Annotated in this window: 18 protein-coding genes and 2 pseudogenes; 3 read left to right on the forward strand and 17 right to left on the reverse strand. The window is 59.5% G+C overall.

The features are described from left to right. Nucleotide 1 precedes the first annotated feature (1 nt). Nucleotides 2-1,348, forward strand: a complete 1,347-nt coding sequence (locus ASE60_RS15570) for an amidohydrolase family protein (RefSeq protein ID WP_057251474.1) — start codon at nt 2-4, stop codon at nt 1,346-1,348. Nucleotides 1,349-1,359: 11 nt separating this feature from the next. Here ASE60_RS15570 and ASE60_RS15575 read toward each other — a convergent pair whose 3' ends face one another. The 4 genes from ASE60_RS15575 to ASE60_RS15590 form a co-directional block, all read right to left on the reverse strand. Continuing rightward, the gene (locus ASE60_RS15575; protein WP_057251475.1) at nt 1,360-2,694 is read right to left on the reverse strand and encodes an MmgE/PrpD family protein; all 1,335 of its coding nucleotides are present in this window, start codon (nt 2,692-2,694) and stop codon (nt 1,360-1,362) included. 43 nt (nt 2,695-2,737) lie between these two features. Further along, on the reverse strand, nt 2,738-3,787 hold the full coding sequence (locus ASE60_RS15580; RefSeq protein ID WP_057251476.1) for an ornithine cyclodeaminase: 1,050 nt from the start codon (nt 3,785-3,787) through the stop codon (nt 2,738-2,740). Between the two features lie 221 nt (nt 3,788-4,008). Continuing rightward, complete coding sequence (locus ASE60_RS15585) at nt 4,009-4,284, reverse strand: HigA family addiction module antitoxin (RefSeq protein WP_057251477.1); 276 nt, start codon at nt 4,282-4,284, stop codon at nt 4,009-4,011. Nucleotides 4,285-4,442: 158 nt separating this feature from the next. Further along, nucleotides 4,443-4,820 (reverse strand): helix-turn-helix transcriptional regulator, encoded by a 378-nt coding sequence (locus ASE60_RS15590; RefSeq protein ID WP_057251478.1) that lies wholly within the window; start codon nt 4,818-4,820, stop codon nt 4,443-4,445. A 147-nt stretch (nt 4,821-4,967) separates the two neighbouring features. Here ASE60_RS15590 and ASE60_RS15595 point away from each other — a divergent pair, with 147 nt between their 5' ends. Beyond that, nucleotides 4,968-5,192: a helix-turn-helix transcriptional regulator gene (locus ASE60_RS15595; protein WP_057251479.1), complete on the forward strand. Its 225-nt coding sequence runs from the start codon at nt 4,968-4,970 to the stop codon at nt 5,190-5,192. 9 nt (nt 5,193-5,201) lie between these two features. On the opposite strand, the gene ASE60_RS15600 is transcribed toward ASE60_RS15595, so the two are convergent. The 7 genes from ASE60_RS15600 to ASE60_RS15630 form a co-directional block, all read right to left on the reverse strand. After that, nucleotides 5,202-6,056, reverse strand: a complete 855-nt coding sequence (locus ASE60_RS15600; RefSeq protein ID WP_057251480.1) for a carbon-nitrogen hydrolase family protein — start codon at nt 6,054-6,056, stop codon at nt 5,202-5,204. Further along, the gene (locus ASE60_RS15605) at nt 6,053-6,703 is read right to left on the reverse strand and encodes a dimethylmenaquinone methyltransferase (RefSeq protein ID WP_057251481.1); all 651 of its coding nucleotides are present in this window, start codon (nt 6,701-6,703) and stop codon (nt 6,053-6,055) included. The genes ASE60_RS15600 and ASE60_RS15605 overlap by 4 nt, the downstream gene beginning before the upstream one ends. Before the next feature lie 32 nt (nt 6,704-6,735). After that, the gene (locus tag ASE60_RS15610; RefSeq protein WP_057251482.1) at nt 6,736-7,602 is read right to left on the reverse strand and encodes a TauD/TfdA family dioxygenase; all 867 of its coding nucleotides are present in this window, start codon (nt 7,600-7,602) and stop codon (nt 6,736-6,738) included. A gap of 113 nt (nt 7,603-7,715) precedes the next feature. Beyond that, nucleotides 7,716-8,798 carry an ABC transporter ATP-binding protein gene (locus ASE60_RS15615; RefSeq protein WP_057251483.1) on the reverse strand — a complete coding sequence of 361 codons (1,083 nt, stop codon included), beginning with the start codon at nt 8,796-8,798 and terminating at the stop codon, nt 7,716-7,718. Next, entirely contained in the window at nt 8,795-9,598 is an 804-nt protein-coding gene (locus ASE60_RS15620) for an ABC transporter permease (RefSeq protein WP_057251484.1), read from the reverse strand. The genes ASE60_RS15615 and ASE60_RS15620 overlap by 4 nt, the downstream gene beginning before the upstream one ends. Continuing rightward, nucleotides 9,595-10,497 carry an ABC transporter permease gene (locus ASE60_RS15625; RefSeq protein ID WP_057251485.1) on the reverse strand — a complete coding sequence of 301 codons (903 nt, stop codon included), beginning with the start codon at nt 10,495-10,497 and terminating at the stop codon, nt 9,595-9,597. Before ASE60_RS15625 ends, ASE60_RS15620 begins: the two co-directional genes overlap by 4 nt. Nucleotides 10,498-10,507: 10 nt before the next feature. Then, complete coding sequence (locus ASE60_RS15630; RefSeq protein WP_244495629.1) at nt 10,508-11,539, reverse strand: ABC transporter substrate-binding protein; 1,032 nt, start codon at nt 11,537-11,539, stop codon at nt 10,508-10,510. 236 nt (nt 11,540-11,775) lie between these two features. Here ASE60_RS15630 and ASE60_RS15635 point away from each other — a divergent pair, with 236 nt between their 5' ends. Then, on the forward strand, nt 11,776-12,465 hold the full coding sequence (locus ASE60_RS15635; protein WP_057251487.1) for a helix-turn-helix transcriptional regulator: 690 nt from the start codon (nt 11,776-11,778) through the stop codon (nt 12,463-12,465). Nucleotides 12,466-12,511: 46 nt separating this feature from the next. Here the strand turns inward: ASE60_RS15635 and ASE60_RS35685 are convergent. The 6 genes and pseudogenes from ASE60_RS35685 to traF form a co-directional block, all read right to left on the reverse strand. Continuing rightward, nucleotides 12,512-12,766 (reverse strand): annotated as a pseudogene (locus tag ASE60_RS35685) (flagellin); the annotation flags it as partial. A gap of 1,041 nt (nt 12,767-13,807) precedes the next feature. Next, nucleotides 13,808-14,362 (reverse strand): annotated as a pseudogene (locus ASE60_RS35690) (flagellin/flagellar hook associated protein); the annotation flags it as partial. A gap of 292 nt (nt 14,363-14,654) precedes the next feature. Next, nucleotides 14,655-14,933 (reverse strand): HU family DNA-binding protein, encoded by a 279-nt coding sequence (locus ASE60_RS15645; RefSeq protein ID WP_057251489.1) that lies wholly within the window; start codon nt 14,931-14,933, stop codon nt 14,655-14,657. 250 nt (nt 14,934-15,183) lie between these two features. Beyond that, the gene (locus ASE60_RS15650; protein WP_057251490.1) at nt 15,184-15,807 is read right to left on the reverse strand and encodes a conjugal transfer protein TraH; all 624 of its coding nucleotides are present in this window, start codon (nt 15,805-15,807) and stop codon (nt 15,184-15,186) included. A gap of 12 nt (nt 15,808-15,819) precedes the next feature. Next, nucleotides 15,820-16,983 carry a conjugal transfer protein TraB gene (locus tag ASE60_RS15655; RefSeq protein ID WP_057251491.1) on the reverse strand — a complete coding sequence of 388 codons (1,164 nt, stop codon included), beginning with the start codon at nt 16,981-16,983 and terminating at the stop codon, nt 15,820-15,822. Next, nucleotides 16,973-17,476 (reverse strand): conjugative transfer signal peptidase TraF, encoded by a 504-nt coding sequence (traF, locus tag ASE60_RS15660; RefSeq protein WP_244495630.1) that lies wholly within the window; start codon nt 17,474-17,476, stop codon nt 16,973-16,975. The genes ASE60_RS15655 and traF overlap by 11 nt, the downstream gene beginning before the upstream one ends. Between the last annotated feature and the right edge of the window lie 5 nt (nt 17,477-17,481).

A 17,481-nucleotide genomic window follows, 5' to 3' on the forward strand; every position in this document is an offset into this window, starting at 1 on the left:
CATGGACATGGTCATCGTCAATGGCAGCTTGATCACCGGAGACGGGATCACCTTTCTTGAAAAGGCCAGCGTCAGGATCAGAGGAACGAAGATCGTCGACGTGACGCCTTACCAAGTGACGGCAAACGAGGGGGACCGGATTATCGACGCCGGCGGAGCAGTTGTTTTGCCCGGCATCATCAATGCTCACGCACATGGCTGCATCGCCGGCCCTTCCATGCCATCCGGATCGCTGCCACTTTCAGCGCAGGACATCTCCTATCAACGCAACCGCCATCTGCTAAGCGGCACGACGACGCTTCTCAACGTTTGTGGTCTCGCTACTCCAGATGAAATCGGATCCGGCGCGCTTGCGTCCCACGCGTTGGACGTTCAGGTTTCGACGGCCCACACCCCGAGCAGCCTCGGGGCTGCCCGTGTCTCGGACGGAGCGGGGCTGTCGGCGCACCACCTCTCTGCCACCATCGACGACATGCTTGCGCGCGGCGCAAAAGCGCTCGGAGAAGCCGGCGGTGGTCAGACGCTCGGCGGTGGCGCCCAAGACTACCGATATCTGCCGCAAGCCATAGAGCAGGCAACCGGTGTCACCATTCACCCGAAGATCGCCCGATTGTTCAAGGAGGCGGTCCTCGGACGAAGGCTGGATGGCGCAGCGGCCGCTTCGAACGATGGGCTCGAAGCGCTCCTCGACCAATACGCCCTTATTGGCCATCTGACTGCCGCGCAACTCCGCGAGATCGTCGTTGAGACCGTCATGCCGCCGGTTCACCTGGCGATGAGGGGGCTTTCCGAGATCGCCGCCCAATCCGAACGTGTCGGAATGGCGGCGATATTCCACAACGCCGCGCCGACGGCTGCAACCCTCGTGCAATTGGCCGAAGCCTATCCCCGAGCCCGGATGATCGCCGGGCATTCGAACCACCCGATGTTCCTGCCTGAGGAAGCTCTGACAACGGCAAGGTTGCTGAAGGAACGGGGTGTTACGATCGACGTGTCGACGCTCGACTGTATCACGACCCGATGGCGCAACGGCCCCGAAAACCTTGATCTTCTTGCGACCGAAGGGGTGATCGACACCTTGTCGACGGACTATGCCGGCGGCGATTGGGATACGATCCTTTCGGCGATCCAACGCATGATCGCCAAGAAGCAGATGCCGGCACCGCGCGCCGTGGCGCTTGCAACCGGCAACGTCGCCAAGGCAATCCCCGAACTTGCCGGCGACCGTGGATTGATCGAAAAGAGCAAGCAAGCAGACATCGTCATCTGCGACGCCCATAACCTTGCCCGTGTACGTCATGTGATCGCTAAGGGGCGCCTGGTCATCGAGAATTGCCGCATTCTTTGACGTCCGGCGTGTTAGCGAAGCGCCATGAGCAGCCCGGAGCAATGGTCATCGGGCATATCGAGAACGCCACCAACGATCTGGCGCTGCCGCTCGGGCGTAAGTGCCCGACAGGTTACGCGGAGGAACTTCTCCTCGATTGCTTCGAACGACATCGGATGTTTCGGATCGCCAAGCGGGCCGAGGATCTCAGAGCACAATCGCCGAGAGGACGTCGATATCGTGACACGCGCAAGCGTCTCGCCCGGGAACAGCGCATCGATCTCGTCGTTTATCGATAGCAGTACCTTCTCGGAAAACGTTGAAAGGTCCTCGCGCCCAAGGAGATCTTCCCCGAGGGGCGCCAGTGCATCACGCCCCTCGATCGCGGCGATCGCGATGCAATAGGGCAGGCTGTACTGCATGTCGACGAGGGTGGTTGGCCGACGCTTGTTGCCAAGTTTCAGCGCCCAGCCGAAGGTTTCGACTTCGACGCATTTGATGTCGCTTGCATCAATCTCGCTCCTGTCGACAAGCATAAGGAACGCATCCAGCGCGGCATGGATATAGCGGCAGCAGGCGTAGGGCTTGAAATAGGTGCCGACGAGGTGAGATCGCTCCCCGAGGTCAGCCACGATCGTTTGCCGGTTGTAGTAGTCAGGATGATCAAAAACATCAGTTGGGCCGGAGTGCCCGCCGATCGCCAGCTGGACGGCGGCGAGCCCGAGGGTTGCACTCCAGGCGATGCCCTCCTTCACGTCATTACCCGTCAGTTGCGAATAGCCCGAGCTGCCATTGGCCTGCTGGTTTGGCGCAAGCACCGCGGCGATGGCGAGCGCATGGGCGACCTGATCCTCGCGGCAACGCAATAGTCGCGCAGCTGCCGCCGCCGCTGCGACCGACGCCCAACGCCCGGTCTGACGGGTCGCGATCATTTTCGGCATTTGCGCCGACGCGATACGCACTCCGACGTCATAGCCAACGGAAATCGCCGAAATCAAATCGTTTGCCCCGGCACTCGTTTCGGGAAGCAGCGTCAGAACCGTGGGAATGACTGCCGCCCCCGGATGCCCACGCGCCAGCCGATGTCCGTCGTCGAGATCGAGCGCAGATGCGGCCGCAGCGTTGGCAAATACGGCGCCTGCGAGCGAAGCCGTCTGTCCCGTCGCCCAGATGGACCTCGAACCAGCCCCCATAAGTGCACGCGCTGTCGCTCTGACGGCAGTCGGACCCGGCATGTCCCGGCCGGCGATTGCCGCGCCAACAAGGTCAAGCACGCACTTCAGGGCCATGTTCCTGTCGTCACAGCTCGGCTGACGGCGTGACGTCACCAGAATGTGCTCGGCAAGAACTTCTGTGATCAAGGGCAACGTGGCCTCCCGGCAGCGGGTCTGAGCTTGGCGAGCCAGTTATCTAAACGCGTCGCTTCAAGAGCTTTTCCCAAGTCGCTTCTGCGACATAGAGATCGAGCATCGGGAGCCCGACGCAGGTCACGCAAACGGGTCCGGGGCCGGAATCTTGCCAGCCGGTTGGTGCCGACAACTCGCCAATTCCAAGCAGCGGGCCAGCCGTCTCAAGGCTCAGGTCCCTGCGTGAAAAATAAAGCGAAACGCTCTGAGAGTTTCGACGGGAAACGGTCTTCAAGTCGTCGCAGATGACAGTGCCGGTGCGAAGAGCACGCTTCAAATAGGCCTCAGGGATCTCGTCGCCGCCGAGGTGGAGGGTCGCAGCATCCCTTGCAAGCTCATGATCCTCGAATATCGGTTCGCGCGCATTCGTGGCCGTGACGACAAACGCACATTCGGAAAGCGCGGAATTATCCTCCACCGGAACCAAGGCAATCGGTGTGGACGACGCTGCCGCCTCCGCAAACCGGGCGGCACTCTCCGGAAATCGGCTTCGAATAAAGATGCGCTCTATGCGCTCCGCACCCGTCAACGAAAGGCAGTCGATGACGCTTCTTGCGACCGGGCCGGCACCAAAGAGAAAGACCGATATCTTCATTGGCGTCTCGACGAAGGTCTCCAGCACCAACGAGGCGTAGGTTCCCGTCCGCGCGGCCGAAAGCGCGGTTCCATCGAAGATGGCAACGGGCCTGAGCGTCGTCTTGTCGAGAAGTAGGTAGGTCGAGGTCGACCGGGGCAAGCCGCGCCGACGGTTGAATGCATTGGCGCCGATAATCTTGACGCCGCCAAACCGAGGATTGACACTGTAGAGGGATGAGAGCTTCCACCCCAACCGTTCCGCAGCGAAAGATTCACGCTGTGCAATAAATTCGGGCATTGCCCAGAATTCGTCCTCGGGCAGAGAAAGAACGGCCTTTCCACCGACCGACGAGCCGCGTCGGATGTCGCGCCACGCTGTCTCGACCGCTTCGTGCGTCTCGGCTACAGACAGCTCCGCACCAAGATGGCGCAGTTCCTCGGTAGATACGACATTGAGGACGGGTTCGTGCAAAGTCATGCTCGCCTCCCATAGATGAAGAGCCGAGCATACGGGAATGGCTGAGGCGGCGAGGCGAAGGTTTGGAGAATGCTTGAACACGCAGGTGACGTGACGGTCAGAGCACGAAAAAGATTCGGAGACAGTACGGAAAAGTACCGGATCTGGATTGGTTCGAGCAGATTGGAACTGCGCGAGCGCTCACGGCGCGCCAGTCACCTTTGTCGATCGTACGTCGCCGCCTATGAAGCGAGGGCGTATTCCGGATCTATTTCGGGAATTGCCGCAAGGTCCTTCTCCAACGCCGCGGCCTCAATCTTGAGATCATAGCTAGCTTGCAGGTTCATCCAGAATTCAGGACTTGTGCGGAAAAACTTAGCCAACCGCAGTGCTGTATCTGTAGTTACAGCAGTCTGTTCATTCGCTAGGCGCCCAATACGGGTGCGAGGAACGTTCAGCTTCTTGGCGAGCGCTCCTGCGCTCATGTGGTAAGGGAAGAGGTACTCCTCGCGAAGGATTTCGCCCGGATGTTGTCATCGTTCGGTCTCCTTCATACCGATCTTAGTGGCAGTCGACGAACTCGAGATTATCGACGCCACAAGTTTCAGAATGTCTGCTGGGAATCCTTTGGGAGCTTTCCCACTTGCCAGCCCGAGAATAATGCGTTCCTGCCATTTCAGAGCGGCTGGCTACACACTTCGATCAATGCGAGCAATGAACGACGCACTGCCGCGGACTTGATACGCTGAAAGGCCGTGTTAAGGGCGTTTCCCTCTTTCGTCACAAGAAAAGCGGCCAATTCGGCCAGTTCCCGACTTGCCGTGGTGTCGAAGTGAGCCTCGTCACGATCAACAAGGAAGGCAACCGGAACATCGAGGGCGACGGCTATGGCGGCAAGACGGCTTGAGCTGATCCTGATGCGGCCGTTTTCGTATTTCCGGATCAGCTGGACCGAAACGTCGAGGTGCATTGCGAGATCCTGCTGCCGCATGCCGATCTTGCGCCGAAGCGTGCCGATGCGGCGCCCCACTTCCACATCGACGTCGTTCGACATTTGCGATTGCTTGCTCATTCGCCCCCAAACAAGCCCTCGGCCGAAGCGAACCCGCTAATCTTCAAGTAGCTCCGCCCTTCCGCATCACATGCGTTTACATATTATAGTTGATAAACTCAAAGTTTCAGGCCTGCCATCAGAGAGCGCATGGATATGCGCAAATTGGTCGGCCGGAATTTTGCGCGCCTGCGTCGGGAGAAGGGACTGACGCAGGAGGACGTTGCCGCGTCAGCCGAGATCAGCCAGCAATATGTCAGCGGTCTGGAGCGCGGTGAGCGCAACCCGACGATCCAATCACTCTACAAGATCGCTCGGGCGCTTGGGGTCAGCCACATGGACCTGGTCAGGCCCGATGGTGACGCCGATACGTGACCACATCGATCAGCGCTGGGCCTTGCGGACCGCGAGTTGCACATTCTGCAGATCGACCCGGTGAGTTGCCATCGGAATAAGGCTGCGTACCGCGGTAATGCAGGTCGGATCGATTTCGACTTCAAGGACGCCAACCTCATCGCCCGCCTCGGCCACAACCTTTCCCCAGGGATCACACACCATCGAATGTCCGTGCATGTCACGTCGCTCTCCGGCAGGCGTTTCGTAGTGCCCGCATTGACCGCAGGCCACGACATAGGCCTGAAACTCGATCGCACGGGCACGGCAAAGCACCTCCCAATGATCCTTCCCCGTCTGCCTGGTGAAGGCAGCGGGTAAAACAAAGATGTCGACGTTCTCCTGGGCCAGGCGGTCGAACAGCCGGGAGAAGCGAAGATCGTAGCAGATGCAACAGGCAATCCTGATGCCGCCGATCTCGTAGATCAGAAGGCTATCACCCGCAGCGACTGTCTCCGACTCGTTGTAGACCTTTCCATCAGGGGCCACGATGTCGAACAGGTGGATCTTCCTGTAGAGACCGATCTCGTTGCCATGGGCGTCGAATACCACACTCGTGTTGTGGATCCGTTTGGAACCGACCCTGGTTTCGAGCAAGCTGCCCGCGTGGATTGCGACGCGGTTTCGCGCAGCAAAGCTCTGGACCAGCTTGTAGGCCGCGCCGCCTGGCACATGATCGGCTGCCGCGCGCTTCTGCACCGCCGTGCCCCCGGTCCAATCGAAATGCTCCGGCAACACGATGAGATCCGGTCTCCCCGAGAGGGCTTGCTGCATGAGTTCTTCGGCCTGCCGCAGGTTTGCAGCGCGATAGGGTTGGGAGTTCATCTGGATGAGTGCGATTTTCATGATTGGAGTTCCGGCTGGAAGTCGAAGATGGAGTGGCCTGCCGCAAGGTGCCGACGCACGGCGATTGAATTCTGCTGGCGCGCGATCGCGGCGCGCGCCAGCGTGAGCATGCGATCGCGCGTCGCGACGAACACGCCTTCCCTGTCGGCAAGGACCGCGTAGCCCGGCAGAACCGCGGCTCCGCCGCAGGCGACCGGTTCGTTGATCGAACCGCCGATCGAGATGCGCCGATTGGTGGTCTTTGAGGAGATCCCGCGGCACCAGACCGGCAGGCCCAATGCCGCGATTTCCTCGGCGTCGGTGCAGGGACCGTCGATGACGACGCCGACGGCGCCCCTGGCCTTCACCGCAGTTGCGACCCCGCCACCGACACAGGCGATGTCGTCATGATCAACCCGCGCAATGACGAGAAAGTCACCGGGCATCAGGAGGTCGATGGCTCGGTAGATCACCGTGCCATCCCGCCCGGGAGCCGCGACGGTAACGGCCGAACCCGCCGCGCTTGCCGGAAACACAGGCAGGACCCCATTGCTGACGAAGCCGACATGTTCGACATGGCCGATCGTGGCGGTTTCGGCCTTGCCCATCAGTGTGATGAGTTCCTCGGGAAGGGGAGGGTGACTGTCATTGATCCGGTAGTGCGGCATCTTCTCTGACCTCCTGATGATCGTTCTTGAGGTCAGACTGGCCGTTCGCCTGATGTGGTGGTGCGATGCATGATGCGGATCGAGTTCGGGTCGAACCCGTCCCGCCGATGCATCGTGCAACGGTTGTCCCACATCATGATATCGCCGACATCCCACTGCTGGATGAAGACCTCGCTGGTCGTGGTGGTGTGTTGCCAAAGCTCGGCGAGAAGGGACTCGCTCTCGTCGAGCGGCATGCCGACGATCCACGCGCCTTCGGACGTTCCACCGAGATAGAGCGACTTGCGCCCGGTTTCGCCGTGAAGGCGAACGAGCGGATGAACGATCCCGCTCCATTCGCGGAAATCGCGGGTCTTTGGTGCGGACTTGCCAAGCCGGAGCTTGCCTGTCTTGTCGTAGACGTTCTGGAAGAAGATCTGCCGTCCATCGACCGCTTTCTTCAATGCCTCCGGCAAGGTCTCGTAAGCACGGTAGGAGGAGAGGAAGTAGGTGTCACCTCCGGTCGGTGGCACGGCGACCGCCCGCAGGATGGCGCCCGCCGGCGGCCGCTCATAGAACCAGGTGTCCGTGTGCCATGTGGCCTCGCTGTTGCCCATGGCGCCGCTCGGCTTGCCGTCCGTCATCGCATTGCTGATGACCAGGATTTCCTTGTGGGTCGGATGACCACCCTCCTGCAGCTGCTTCGGATGGATCACGAATTCCCCGAAATGGCGTGAGAACGCGACTTGCTGGGCGTCGCTCATGGACGTCTTCTTGAAGCGCAGCACGCCGTATTGAAGCCAATAGCGCCGGACGGCGTCGATGTCCTCCTGGGTGTAGTTGTCGAAGTCGAAACCCTCGATGTCGGCGCAGACATTCGTTTCATGCTGAACGGCACGAAGCCTCTGTTTATCAAGCATTTTCATCTCCTTTAAAGCGACCTCTTGAGGTCACAACGATCGTAGGATGCAAGGTTCCAGTGGTTCCAATAACGATGCTTTCGGATTGATCGCCCCACCCCATGGATCACTTGTCACGCGCTGAGGGCCTGGATGTCGGCGTCGTCGATACCCAGGCGAATGGAGTCACCCAGTTTCGGGGGAACGCTCGCGCGGGTCGCGCGAAGCAAGACGTGGAGATGCACGTCCGAGCCGAGATCGGCGTCAATTTCGAAGGCTGCCCCGAGGTTGACGACACGCCGCACGGTCCCGTCGAGACGATTGGCGAACTCATCGCCGCCGGCGCCAGGAGGAAGGACCGCGATGCTTTCCGGGCGTATCGAGCAGTATCGGACCTCAGCCGAGGGCTCGGTGTTGCGGGCCTTCAGGATTACTCCTTCTCCGACCCTCAATTCGAGATGCGCTTGCCCCGTCGCCGTGGTCTGCACGGCAAGGATATTGGATTTGCCAATGAAATCGGCCACGAAGCGTGAGTTCGGTTCGCGGTAGAGGTCAGCCGGCTGTCCCTGCTGCGCAATCGCCCCTTGCCACATGACCACCACCCGATCGGACATCGCCATGGCCTCCTCCTGATCATGGGTGACGTAGACGAAGGTCATCCCGAGTTGCTGCTGGATCTCCTTCAGTTCGATCCGCATCGCTTCCCGGAGCTTCAGGTCGAGATTCGAGAGCGGCTCATCGAGAAGCAGGACAGACGGACGGGGCGCGATCGCCCGGGCAAGTGCTACCCGCTGCTGCTGACCTCCGGAGAGCTCGCGCGGATAACGCTCGCCCATGCCTTCGAGGTGAACGCTGCGAAGCGCGCTCTTGACGGTCGCGGCAGCTTCCTCCCGCCGGACCCCCTTCATCTTCAAGCCAAAGGCAACGTTCTCAGTGACCGTCATGTGCGGAAAGAGTGCATAGTTCTGGAACACCAGACCGATGTTGCGGCGTTCCGGTGGTACGCGGACCTGGCTTCGCCCCTTGATGCGAATGTCACCGCGGGAGGGGGCGGTGAAGCCGGCGATCATGTTGAGTGTGGTCGTCTTCCCGCAGCCCGAAGGGCCGAGGATGCTGACGAATTCGCCTTGAGGAATAGCGAGGTCGATATCCCTGACGACAGCCATGCTGGCGTAGGACTTGCTGACCGAGACGAGTTCGATGTCGAGTGCATTCATTTGCTGCCACCATGGAGTTGCGCGGAGAACCCGCCGATCTTTTCAAAGAGGAAGATGACCGTCAGGATGAAGGCCATCGACGCGACGTTCACCGCCGCCAGCACCGGATCGAGGCTGTATTCGAGGTAGTTGATCACTGTGATCGGCAACGTGCTGTCGCCGGGTCTGACCAGGAAAACCGAAAGCGGGATGTTGTTGAATGAGATGATGAACGCGAAGGTCACGCCTGACAGAACCCCGGGCTTGATCATCGGCAGCACCACCAGCCGGATGCGTTGAAGCTTGTTCGCTCCAAGGATCTGGGCCGCCCGATCGAGGTTAGCATCGAAATTGGCGAGCGACGTCGCCACCATGCGGGTCACGAAGGGTAGGGCGAGCACGACGTGCGCGGCGATCAGTGCCGGAGTGCCGAGAAACCCCTGAAGCCCGATCATCGAAAGGAAGAGCACGATTGCAACGCCCTTGACGATCTGCGGCACCGAAAGCGGGGACAGGAGGTAGGACATCAGGCCGTCGCTGCCCGGAATACGCTCGTAGACGACCGCATAAGCCGCGAACAATCCAAGCACGCCACTGATCGCCGCGACGACCGTCGCAATTCTGAAGCTCGCAAGGAACGGGTCGAGCCAGCGGCTTGACCAGAGATCCGCATACCACCGGCCGGTCCACTCCCAGGGCTGTAGCGTGACAGCCGATGTCGGGCTCAACGACGCCGCGACGACCACGATGAGCGGCAGGGTGATGAAAGAGAGGACTGCGCCAAGCGAAACCCAGTAGAGTATGGAAATAAGCCTGTTCATCTTTCACCTCCCGATGAGACAGAGGCCCGCGACCTGCGGCGGCTTTCGTAGCGAACGCCGACGAACGAGATGGCCAGCATCATGAGGAGCAGCGCCATCGCCATGACTGAAGCGAACGGCCAGTCGATGTAGAAGAGGACCTGCTCGTAGATCATCGTCGCCAGCACCTTGAAGCCCGCGCCGCCGAGAAGAGCCGGCGTGGCATAGGCGCTCGCCGACATGGTGAAGGCTATCAACATCGAGCTGACGATCCCCGGCACGGAAAGGGGCAGTACGATCGTCCGGATAACCGCCAGCCTCGAGGCGCCGAGCATCTGCGCTGCCCGCTCGAGGTTCGGATCGATGCCCTGAATGCTCGTCATCAGCGAAAGGATGCCGAAGGGCAGAACGACATGCGTCAGGCCGACGACGACGGCAAAGAGGTTCTTCGACAAGGGAAGCGGCGAGGTAATGAGGCCAAGATGGAGGAGCAAATCATTGATGAACCCCCGATCTTCCAGGATGATCAGCCAGCCGTAGGTTCGAAGCACGACGCCGGCGAGTTCCGGGGCAAGCGCAAGCGCGAACACCACGGCCCGCCAGCGCGTCGTCGACCGCGCCAGGAAGTAGGCGACCGGATAGCCGAGAACGGTTACGCTGATCGCGACCAGCAAGGACATCAAGGCAGTGCGACAGAAACCGGCAAGCGAAAGGCGATCCGTGAAGAAGCGCTGATAGTGTTCGAGGGTAGGGGAGAACGTTTCCGTCTGAGCAAAGCTCATTCCGATCATCATTCCCATCGGCAGCGCAAAGAACACCGAGAGCACCAGGAGTGACGGCGTAAGCGCCGCGATCGGAAACCACTGTGGAGGGTGCCGGCGTCGGGCCGGCGGATGCAAGTCGAGAGCAAGGCTTTTCATGAGTGTCCCTTCAACGGGCGTTGGGAACGACGTCGCGTTCCCAACGTTCCGCCCAATCCGGCAGTTTTTCCTGAAGTCGCAGCAGATCGGGCAGGTGCAGAGGTTCGTTGTCAGATCCACGCGTGAGTTGGCGGTCTTTCAGCTCGTCGGGCACGGAAATATCGCTGCGCGCGCTACCGACCCTATATCCCGCGACCCATGCTTCCTGGCTCGACTTTTCGAGGAAGAAATCGATGAACTTCCGGGCGGCCTCCTTGTTTGCAGCGCCGACTGGAATGTTGAGGGTTGCGACAAGTGGAATGGTCCCTTCCTTCGGCCGAACATAGTCGACCGGCAGGCCCTCATCGACCATCAGCTGCGCGCGGCCGTTCCAGAAGGGCATGGCCCAGACGGAGCCTTCGCGCAGATAGCTTTCGAGAATGGCCGAGGATTGCTCAAACCCCACCGATTGGGCGGACACCTTTGCCATGGCGTCAAATCCAGGACCGACATTGTCGATAAGATCGCCTCCGTTCGTGACCGACATCATCTCGAGCAGATAGACGGCCATGATGTTCTGAAAGGTGGGGAGGATGACCCGCTTCTTGAGTTCGGGCTCGAGCAATGCAGACCAGGAGCCAGGCTCTGTGGCGAGCTTGTCCGTGCGGTAAAGGAGGGAAAGGTACTGGACCTCGTGCACTGCTCCGCAAGGTCCCGCGACCGCCGCTAGATCGGCTTGAAGGGCGTTGAGGTTCGGGATCGACGCCGGCGTCAGTTTCTCGAGCAGGCCATCCTTGCATCCTTGAAGTGACTGTGATGCCGTCATGACGACCAGATCGAACCCAGGCCGGCCCTTGGTAGCCTTGATCTTGGCGTAGTCCTGCTGGGCAGATCCGACGGCATCATAGACGACGTCGATACCGGAGCGTTTCTCGAAGGGTTCGATGATCCGCTCCCGGATGATGTCCTCGTATGGGCCTCCATAGCTGTTGATGACTAGCGTTTCGGCCCCCGCCGATCCGGTACCGATGCCCGAAACTGTCAGGCACAAAGACGCAAGCAAGCGTTTCGCTCCCACGGTGTCTCTCCCATTCGTTGAAAACAGAACGAATGGTGCCCCCCGGGAGTCCATGGGTCTAATCGGCGATCCCTAGGATTAATGTCCTAGGCATATTAATTCATCACATGCGCTGTGGTCTGAAGGGAGCCTTTCGAAGGCGTCTCAGGGTACTTTTCCCTATTGCGGCTGCTCTGCTTTAGATTGTATTTCGTATGATAATTTCACTGGCAAGCATGGCAATGGCGAGAGAAACACCCTTCAGCGCAGTCGCACGCAAGATGCTCGACAACTGGCTTCAGACCGACCCCGAGCAGCCGACTTCACCAGAAATTGTATATCGCGACATCGTCGACATGCTGTCGATAAAAATGCGCCTGACCGTGTTCACTGTTGAAGGCAACGACCCGAAGCGATGGTTCATGAAAGCCATCCGGCATTCCGGCTTCACGTCCCGCATTCTGAACATCAACAAGATATTTTCCGACGCCTACATCGGTGATTTCAAGGATCAGAGCTACATGGAAGAGGCCGTTATTCCGCGGCTCCAGCAGGTCGTATCCAGCCAGCAGCCTTCCATGGAGCTCGTCAAGACGCGTCTTTTCGGCGTCAACGTCGGCTATGATCGCATCCTGCTACCCCAGCGAAACATCGATCGACCAAAGTGGATCATTTCGTCCTCCTATGCTCAGTTCCTGCTCAGTCCGCCACGACGGCTCGAACAAATGGACGTCGCTGACGAAGCGATCATCCAGCTGCTGATAGAGGGCGCGACCGCAAAGGAAATCGCCGCCGCACTTTCAATCTCCCATCGCACCGTCGAACACCGTCTGGAGCGGATGAAGGAAAGGTTTGGAGCCAGGAACACGGTCCATCTCGTGGCCATGCTGATCGCCACGCACATCGAACGCGGGCACAGCATCGCACCATAATGATTGTCTGGTGCAAGGCATCAGGTGTAGGCAGGAGAACTCTGGATCACCTGAACAATTGCAGGATCGCTTCGCTGTTGTTGTTGGCAATATGCAGCGACTGGATCGCAAGTTGCTCCTGCGTCTGAAGCGCCTTGAGCCTTGTCGACACCTGGTTCATGTTGGCATCGACGAGGCGGCCGATGCCCTTGTCGATGGTGTCAATAAGCTTGTTTGCGAATTCCGACTGCATGTCGATGCGTTGCTTGAGGGCGCCAAGAACGGCCGCACCGTCTACCACCCGCTGTCCCGACACTTCGATGTAGTTCATATAGTGGTCGACCAGGTCAGGGTTCCGCTCGATGTCGATGTTGAGGAAGTTGATAGCTGGAAGCGGCTCGATGCTGACGACGATGTCCGAAAACCCCGCGCGCGTTCCGGCGCCCCACTTGCGATCAACCAGAGGGTCTGACTTGACGATGATCTTGCTCGGATCGGCGCTCGAGACTTGGATGACCGTGTCCGGCCAGTCCGCATCGAGCAGGGACCGCAGCAGGGTTACCATCTCGTCGGCCGTTTCGATGGCACCCGTGTCCTTTCCAAGAAGGTTGTTCACGTATGTCCGGTCAAAGGAGTACGATTTCGAGGGGGCACCGTTTATCGCAAATTGAAAACTGACCTCGACGCCGTCAGGGGTGTCGCCGTCCATATGGAGCGTAAATGGGTCGAATTGCAGCGACAGCGCTGACCCTCTTTCACCGTAGTTGGATTTTTGTATCAGACCGCCCGTGCTGACCCCGATGCTGCTCAGATTGACAATCTCGACGTAGGAGCCGTTTCCGTGCGTCTGGAGCGTTGCAATGCTCATAAGGACGTCGTCGTGAATCCAGTTGTTCGAGCCCGGTGGCTGATAGTGGCCATAGTTTGCGCTGACAGACGCTCCTTCCGGATTTAGCAGCGTATTCAGCAAGCCGGCGAACTGGGTGTTCGTGGAGATGATGCCCCCAAGACTGGCGTCATAGGCGTCAACCTGCGCTTTGGTAATCGTTATTGTCTTCGTGTATCCAGGGTAGTACGGGCCCGGGAGATCGCGAAGCTCTGCGGTGATCCCGGTATCCCCCGAGGGGTCGTATTCCCTGTCCAGGATGATATCGAACTTGATTTCAGCGCCCGGGCTACTGAAATCCAAGGGCGATCCATTTGGAAAATCAAAGGAGAAACTTCCCGCCACCCCGGCATTCCACCTTGGGTTCATCCAGCTCGATCCTGTTTCGGTGTAGTAGATCGTGGACGAACCGCTTTGAGGATAAACAGTGTCGTACCTCATGCCCCCGATTGTCTTGACGTCGCGAGGATCGGCCTGGAGCAAACCTCCGCCTGTGGTGTTGAACAGGCTGATCTCGTCAAGGTGGAGATCGATCGTACCGAGCGAGACGCTGCCTGACGATCTGGAGAAGGAGGATACGAGCGACACCTTGTTCGCATTGAGGTCGTAAATTTGTCCGATATCCGTATTGAGCCAGTTCTGTCCGCCAAATCCGGAGGACGTAGCAATGCTTACGACCATCTGCTTAAGCTGATTCAGTTCGGACTGGATCTTTGCCTTGTCGACGCCGGGCTCCTTGGCCGCAACGAGCTTCGCCTTGAATTCTTGCACTACATCGATGACGGCCTCCATCCCGGCATAGGCCGTATCAATCTTGGCTGCGCCGAGACCGAGCGCGTCCGCTACGGCGGAAATCGACATTTTGTCCGAACGCATGGTCGTTGAAATAGACCAATATGCCGCGTTATCGGCGGCGGTGCGGATACGGAGCCCCGAACTGGCCTGGACTTGTGTCTCTGCAAGGTTGGAATTGATCGACCGAAGGATCTGAACTGCGGAACTAGCTGAAGTGTTCGTCAGAATGCTTGTCATCAAACGGTACCGATTCTATCAATTTTTCAAAATGAACGGCGATCGTCATGATGCCAGGCCGGCTGTACGAGCCGCCCGCTGACTATGGTTTGCAAAGAGTTAACCGAAACGGCTGGTCGGCAGGGTAGAAATACCTGCAGGCCATGGATCGCCAAATTGGCGCATGTTTTGCGCTGCGGATCGATCGACGAAAAGCACCGCTGAGCAAACAGACGTTATTCGTTCGCTTGGCTGGTGTGTGCCACGGTCACGACCTTGAATGGCCCCGCGCCGGGGTGCGGGGCCATTTTTCCTAGCTGTTCAGCGCATCCTTCAAGGCCTTTGCTGGCACAAAGGTCACCTTCCTGGCGGCGGAAACCTTGATCGTCGCTCCCGTTGCGGGGTTTCGGGCCTCGCGTTCCGGCGTGGCCTTCACCTTGAATTTTCCGAAGCCGGGCAGTGACGTCTCGTTGCCGGAGACCGACGCGGCAGTGATCGCTGCAAGCACCGCCTCGACAACGGCTTTGCTTTGAACCTTTGTCAAACCGTGTTCGCTCGATAGCTTTTCAGCGATTTCATTCGTTGTCGTCAAAGCTGTTCCTCCTTGTTTTTTGACGGAAACGATCCTCCCCGTGAGCGCGAGCGATGTCACCGGATTTCGTTGCTCGCGCCCCCTCGACAGGCGATCTTCCACAGTTTGTGCTCATCGGCGACCACTTGCGGGGGTCGGATATCGGAATTCAGGTCAGTGATCGCGCGAGCATCACAGCTCGTAGAACATCCTCGCCAGGGCGATCGGATTTCGGATCGCATCCCTTGCAGGCTCAACTTAGGTGATCGGCCTATCTAACCGGCTCGCCCGCTGCGTTCACACCGGTGCGCGAGATATCCACCCGCATGCCGGCAGAAGTAACGTCATCAGCCTCGACCTCGCCACGCACCGGCAATGGCGCTTCATCCGTAGAAGATTGCCCCTCGGCGGTGACCCCTTGCAGGAACATCCGTCCGCCTGGGTCCTGCGCCCGGAATACATCCTTCCCTTCGAACTCACCCGAAACCCACGCATTGAGGCTGTCGGACAGGACATAGGGTAGCGCTTCCTTGCTCGCGTTGCTGCCATACCACGCGGCGACGATCCGCATGACTTTTGCGAACATGGCTGTCCCCATGCGAAGGTTCTCGCAGGCATCGAAGAGGGCAGGGCTCAATTCCATGCCACTCTCGATCCCAAGGTGAGCGGGGTACGAAGTCACTCCAACCCGCACGGTCGCCTGCCCGACATACCGGCGGGCGATTGCGAGCGCCTCATCGGGGGTCGCTGCCTTTTCCACCAGGATCGTCTTCCGACCGACCTTGACCGTCACAGCCAGTGGATCGCCGTCGCCAACCGCGTTGACGAAGGCATCGACCACATTTGCCTCAAGCGACGGATCTGCGCATTTCTCGATCAGGAGCGCCTCAAGCATGATTGATCCAGATCACGTGTTGAAGGAAATCACGAGCGGTGTGCCGAACAGTCGGGCCCATGCGGCCACGCTGGCGCGTTGGATATCTACGATGGAACTGCCTGCCGTCCACCAGCCGTTCCCAACGGCGACCATGATGTCGGGCCCTTCCAGCATCGACTGAAGAACCGGCCAGACGAGCAACTGCTCATAGCAAATCAGCGGAGCAATCCGGCGACCGCCCACCTCGGCAACGGGGTTGGCAAAGAAATGCGCACGCGCACCACCCTGTTCACCGAACCATGGGCCCCAGGGACGCCACATGGAGACCGGAACAGGCATCCGCTCCTGGTAGAGGATGTCACTGCCGCCGCCATCGATCATGAGGAGCACGTTGTCGTATCCTGCAGGATCGAGCACCGCGGCGCCGGCAATGACGGTGACCGCGCTTTCTTGCAGACTATCCCTCCACAATGTCGAGAGCGTCGGCGTCCAGAACCCCAGAGCACTCTCCGGGAGAACGATGACGCGTGCGCCTTGGTCTGCGGCCTCATGAACCGTTGCGATCAGGTCACGCTGCCGCCCTAGAGATGCGTCGCGGCCAAGCGAAGACCCCATTTCGAGGTCGACGCCACGCCATGAGAACGGTACCGTTGGATTGGTCCAGATAGCGGCGGACCAAAACCAAAAGCCTGTCAAAGCAACGGCGACAGCCGGTCCCATGCGGGTTGCGAGGCCCATGAGCCCGGCTGTCATGGCCGCCAATCCCCACCATCCCCAGCCTGGAAACAGAACGCCCGAGGCGGTGACCGGATGTGCCCAACCGGTTATCCCGAGGGGTGGAACCGCCATCACCAGCATCGCAACAAGAAAGCCAAGCGGCCTTCGGGCCTGGCGCTTGCTCCAGGCCGCCAGATGAACCAGGACGAAACTCACGGACGCTACGAGCCAGAAGAAGAGGCCCGCCCAGACGTCCGTTGAATAGAAGTGTGAAACTCCATGCGGAAGCCCTCGCGATGCCGCCATAAAATACCCGGCGGAGACGAGCACGACCGCCATCCTGTTCGGCGCCCTCGACCAGATCAGAGCGAACGCACAAGACGCCGGCAACAGCAGCACATTTCCGCTCCAACCGATCCATCCGGCCAGAATGGCAGCAATCGCCAGCACTCCAGTTAGCATGAGATCAGGGCGCATAGGTCAGCACCGCCTCAGCCAAACCGAGAACTCCGTCTGCAGGTACCGGACCGAAGTACCGGGAGTCCCAGGAAGCGGAAAAACGGGAATGGAGGAACACGTGGCCGGCCGGCACAATTCCGCTCTTAAAAGACGAAAGCGGGCGGCCACGACCATCGCTGCTTCGAACATCGCTGTGTTCGATCACGCGACCGTCAATCCGAAGGACGCGACCGATCTCAAAGCCTTCTCCTTCAAGCGCGATCACCGTCTTTATGAGCGGACCGTATCCGCCAGGGCAAAGGCCGCCCCTGAGATAGCCGCGCAAGAGCGCCTCGCGAAACCGGGGGGCGTCAGGCGGGCAAACAAAGACGAGGTCACCAGTCGCGACCGCACCCGTGAGCGGACGGATGCGCCAAAGACCGAGCGATTGGCTTGGCGTCCAGTTGAGCCGATAGCCGCAAGCCAAACCGTAAAAGAGAATGGTGAGCGATGGCAGCAATCCGGCCAACATCACCA

Origin of the sequence: Ensifer sp. Root278 (assembly GCF_001429285.1) — a bacterium.
In the GTDB taxonomy this organism is placed as follows: domain Bacteria; phylum Pseudomonadota; class Alphaproteobacteria; order Rhizobiales; family Rhizobiaceae; genus Ensifer.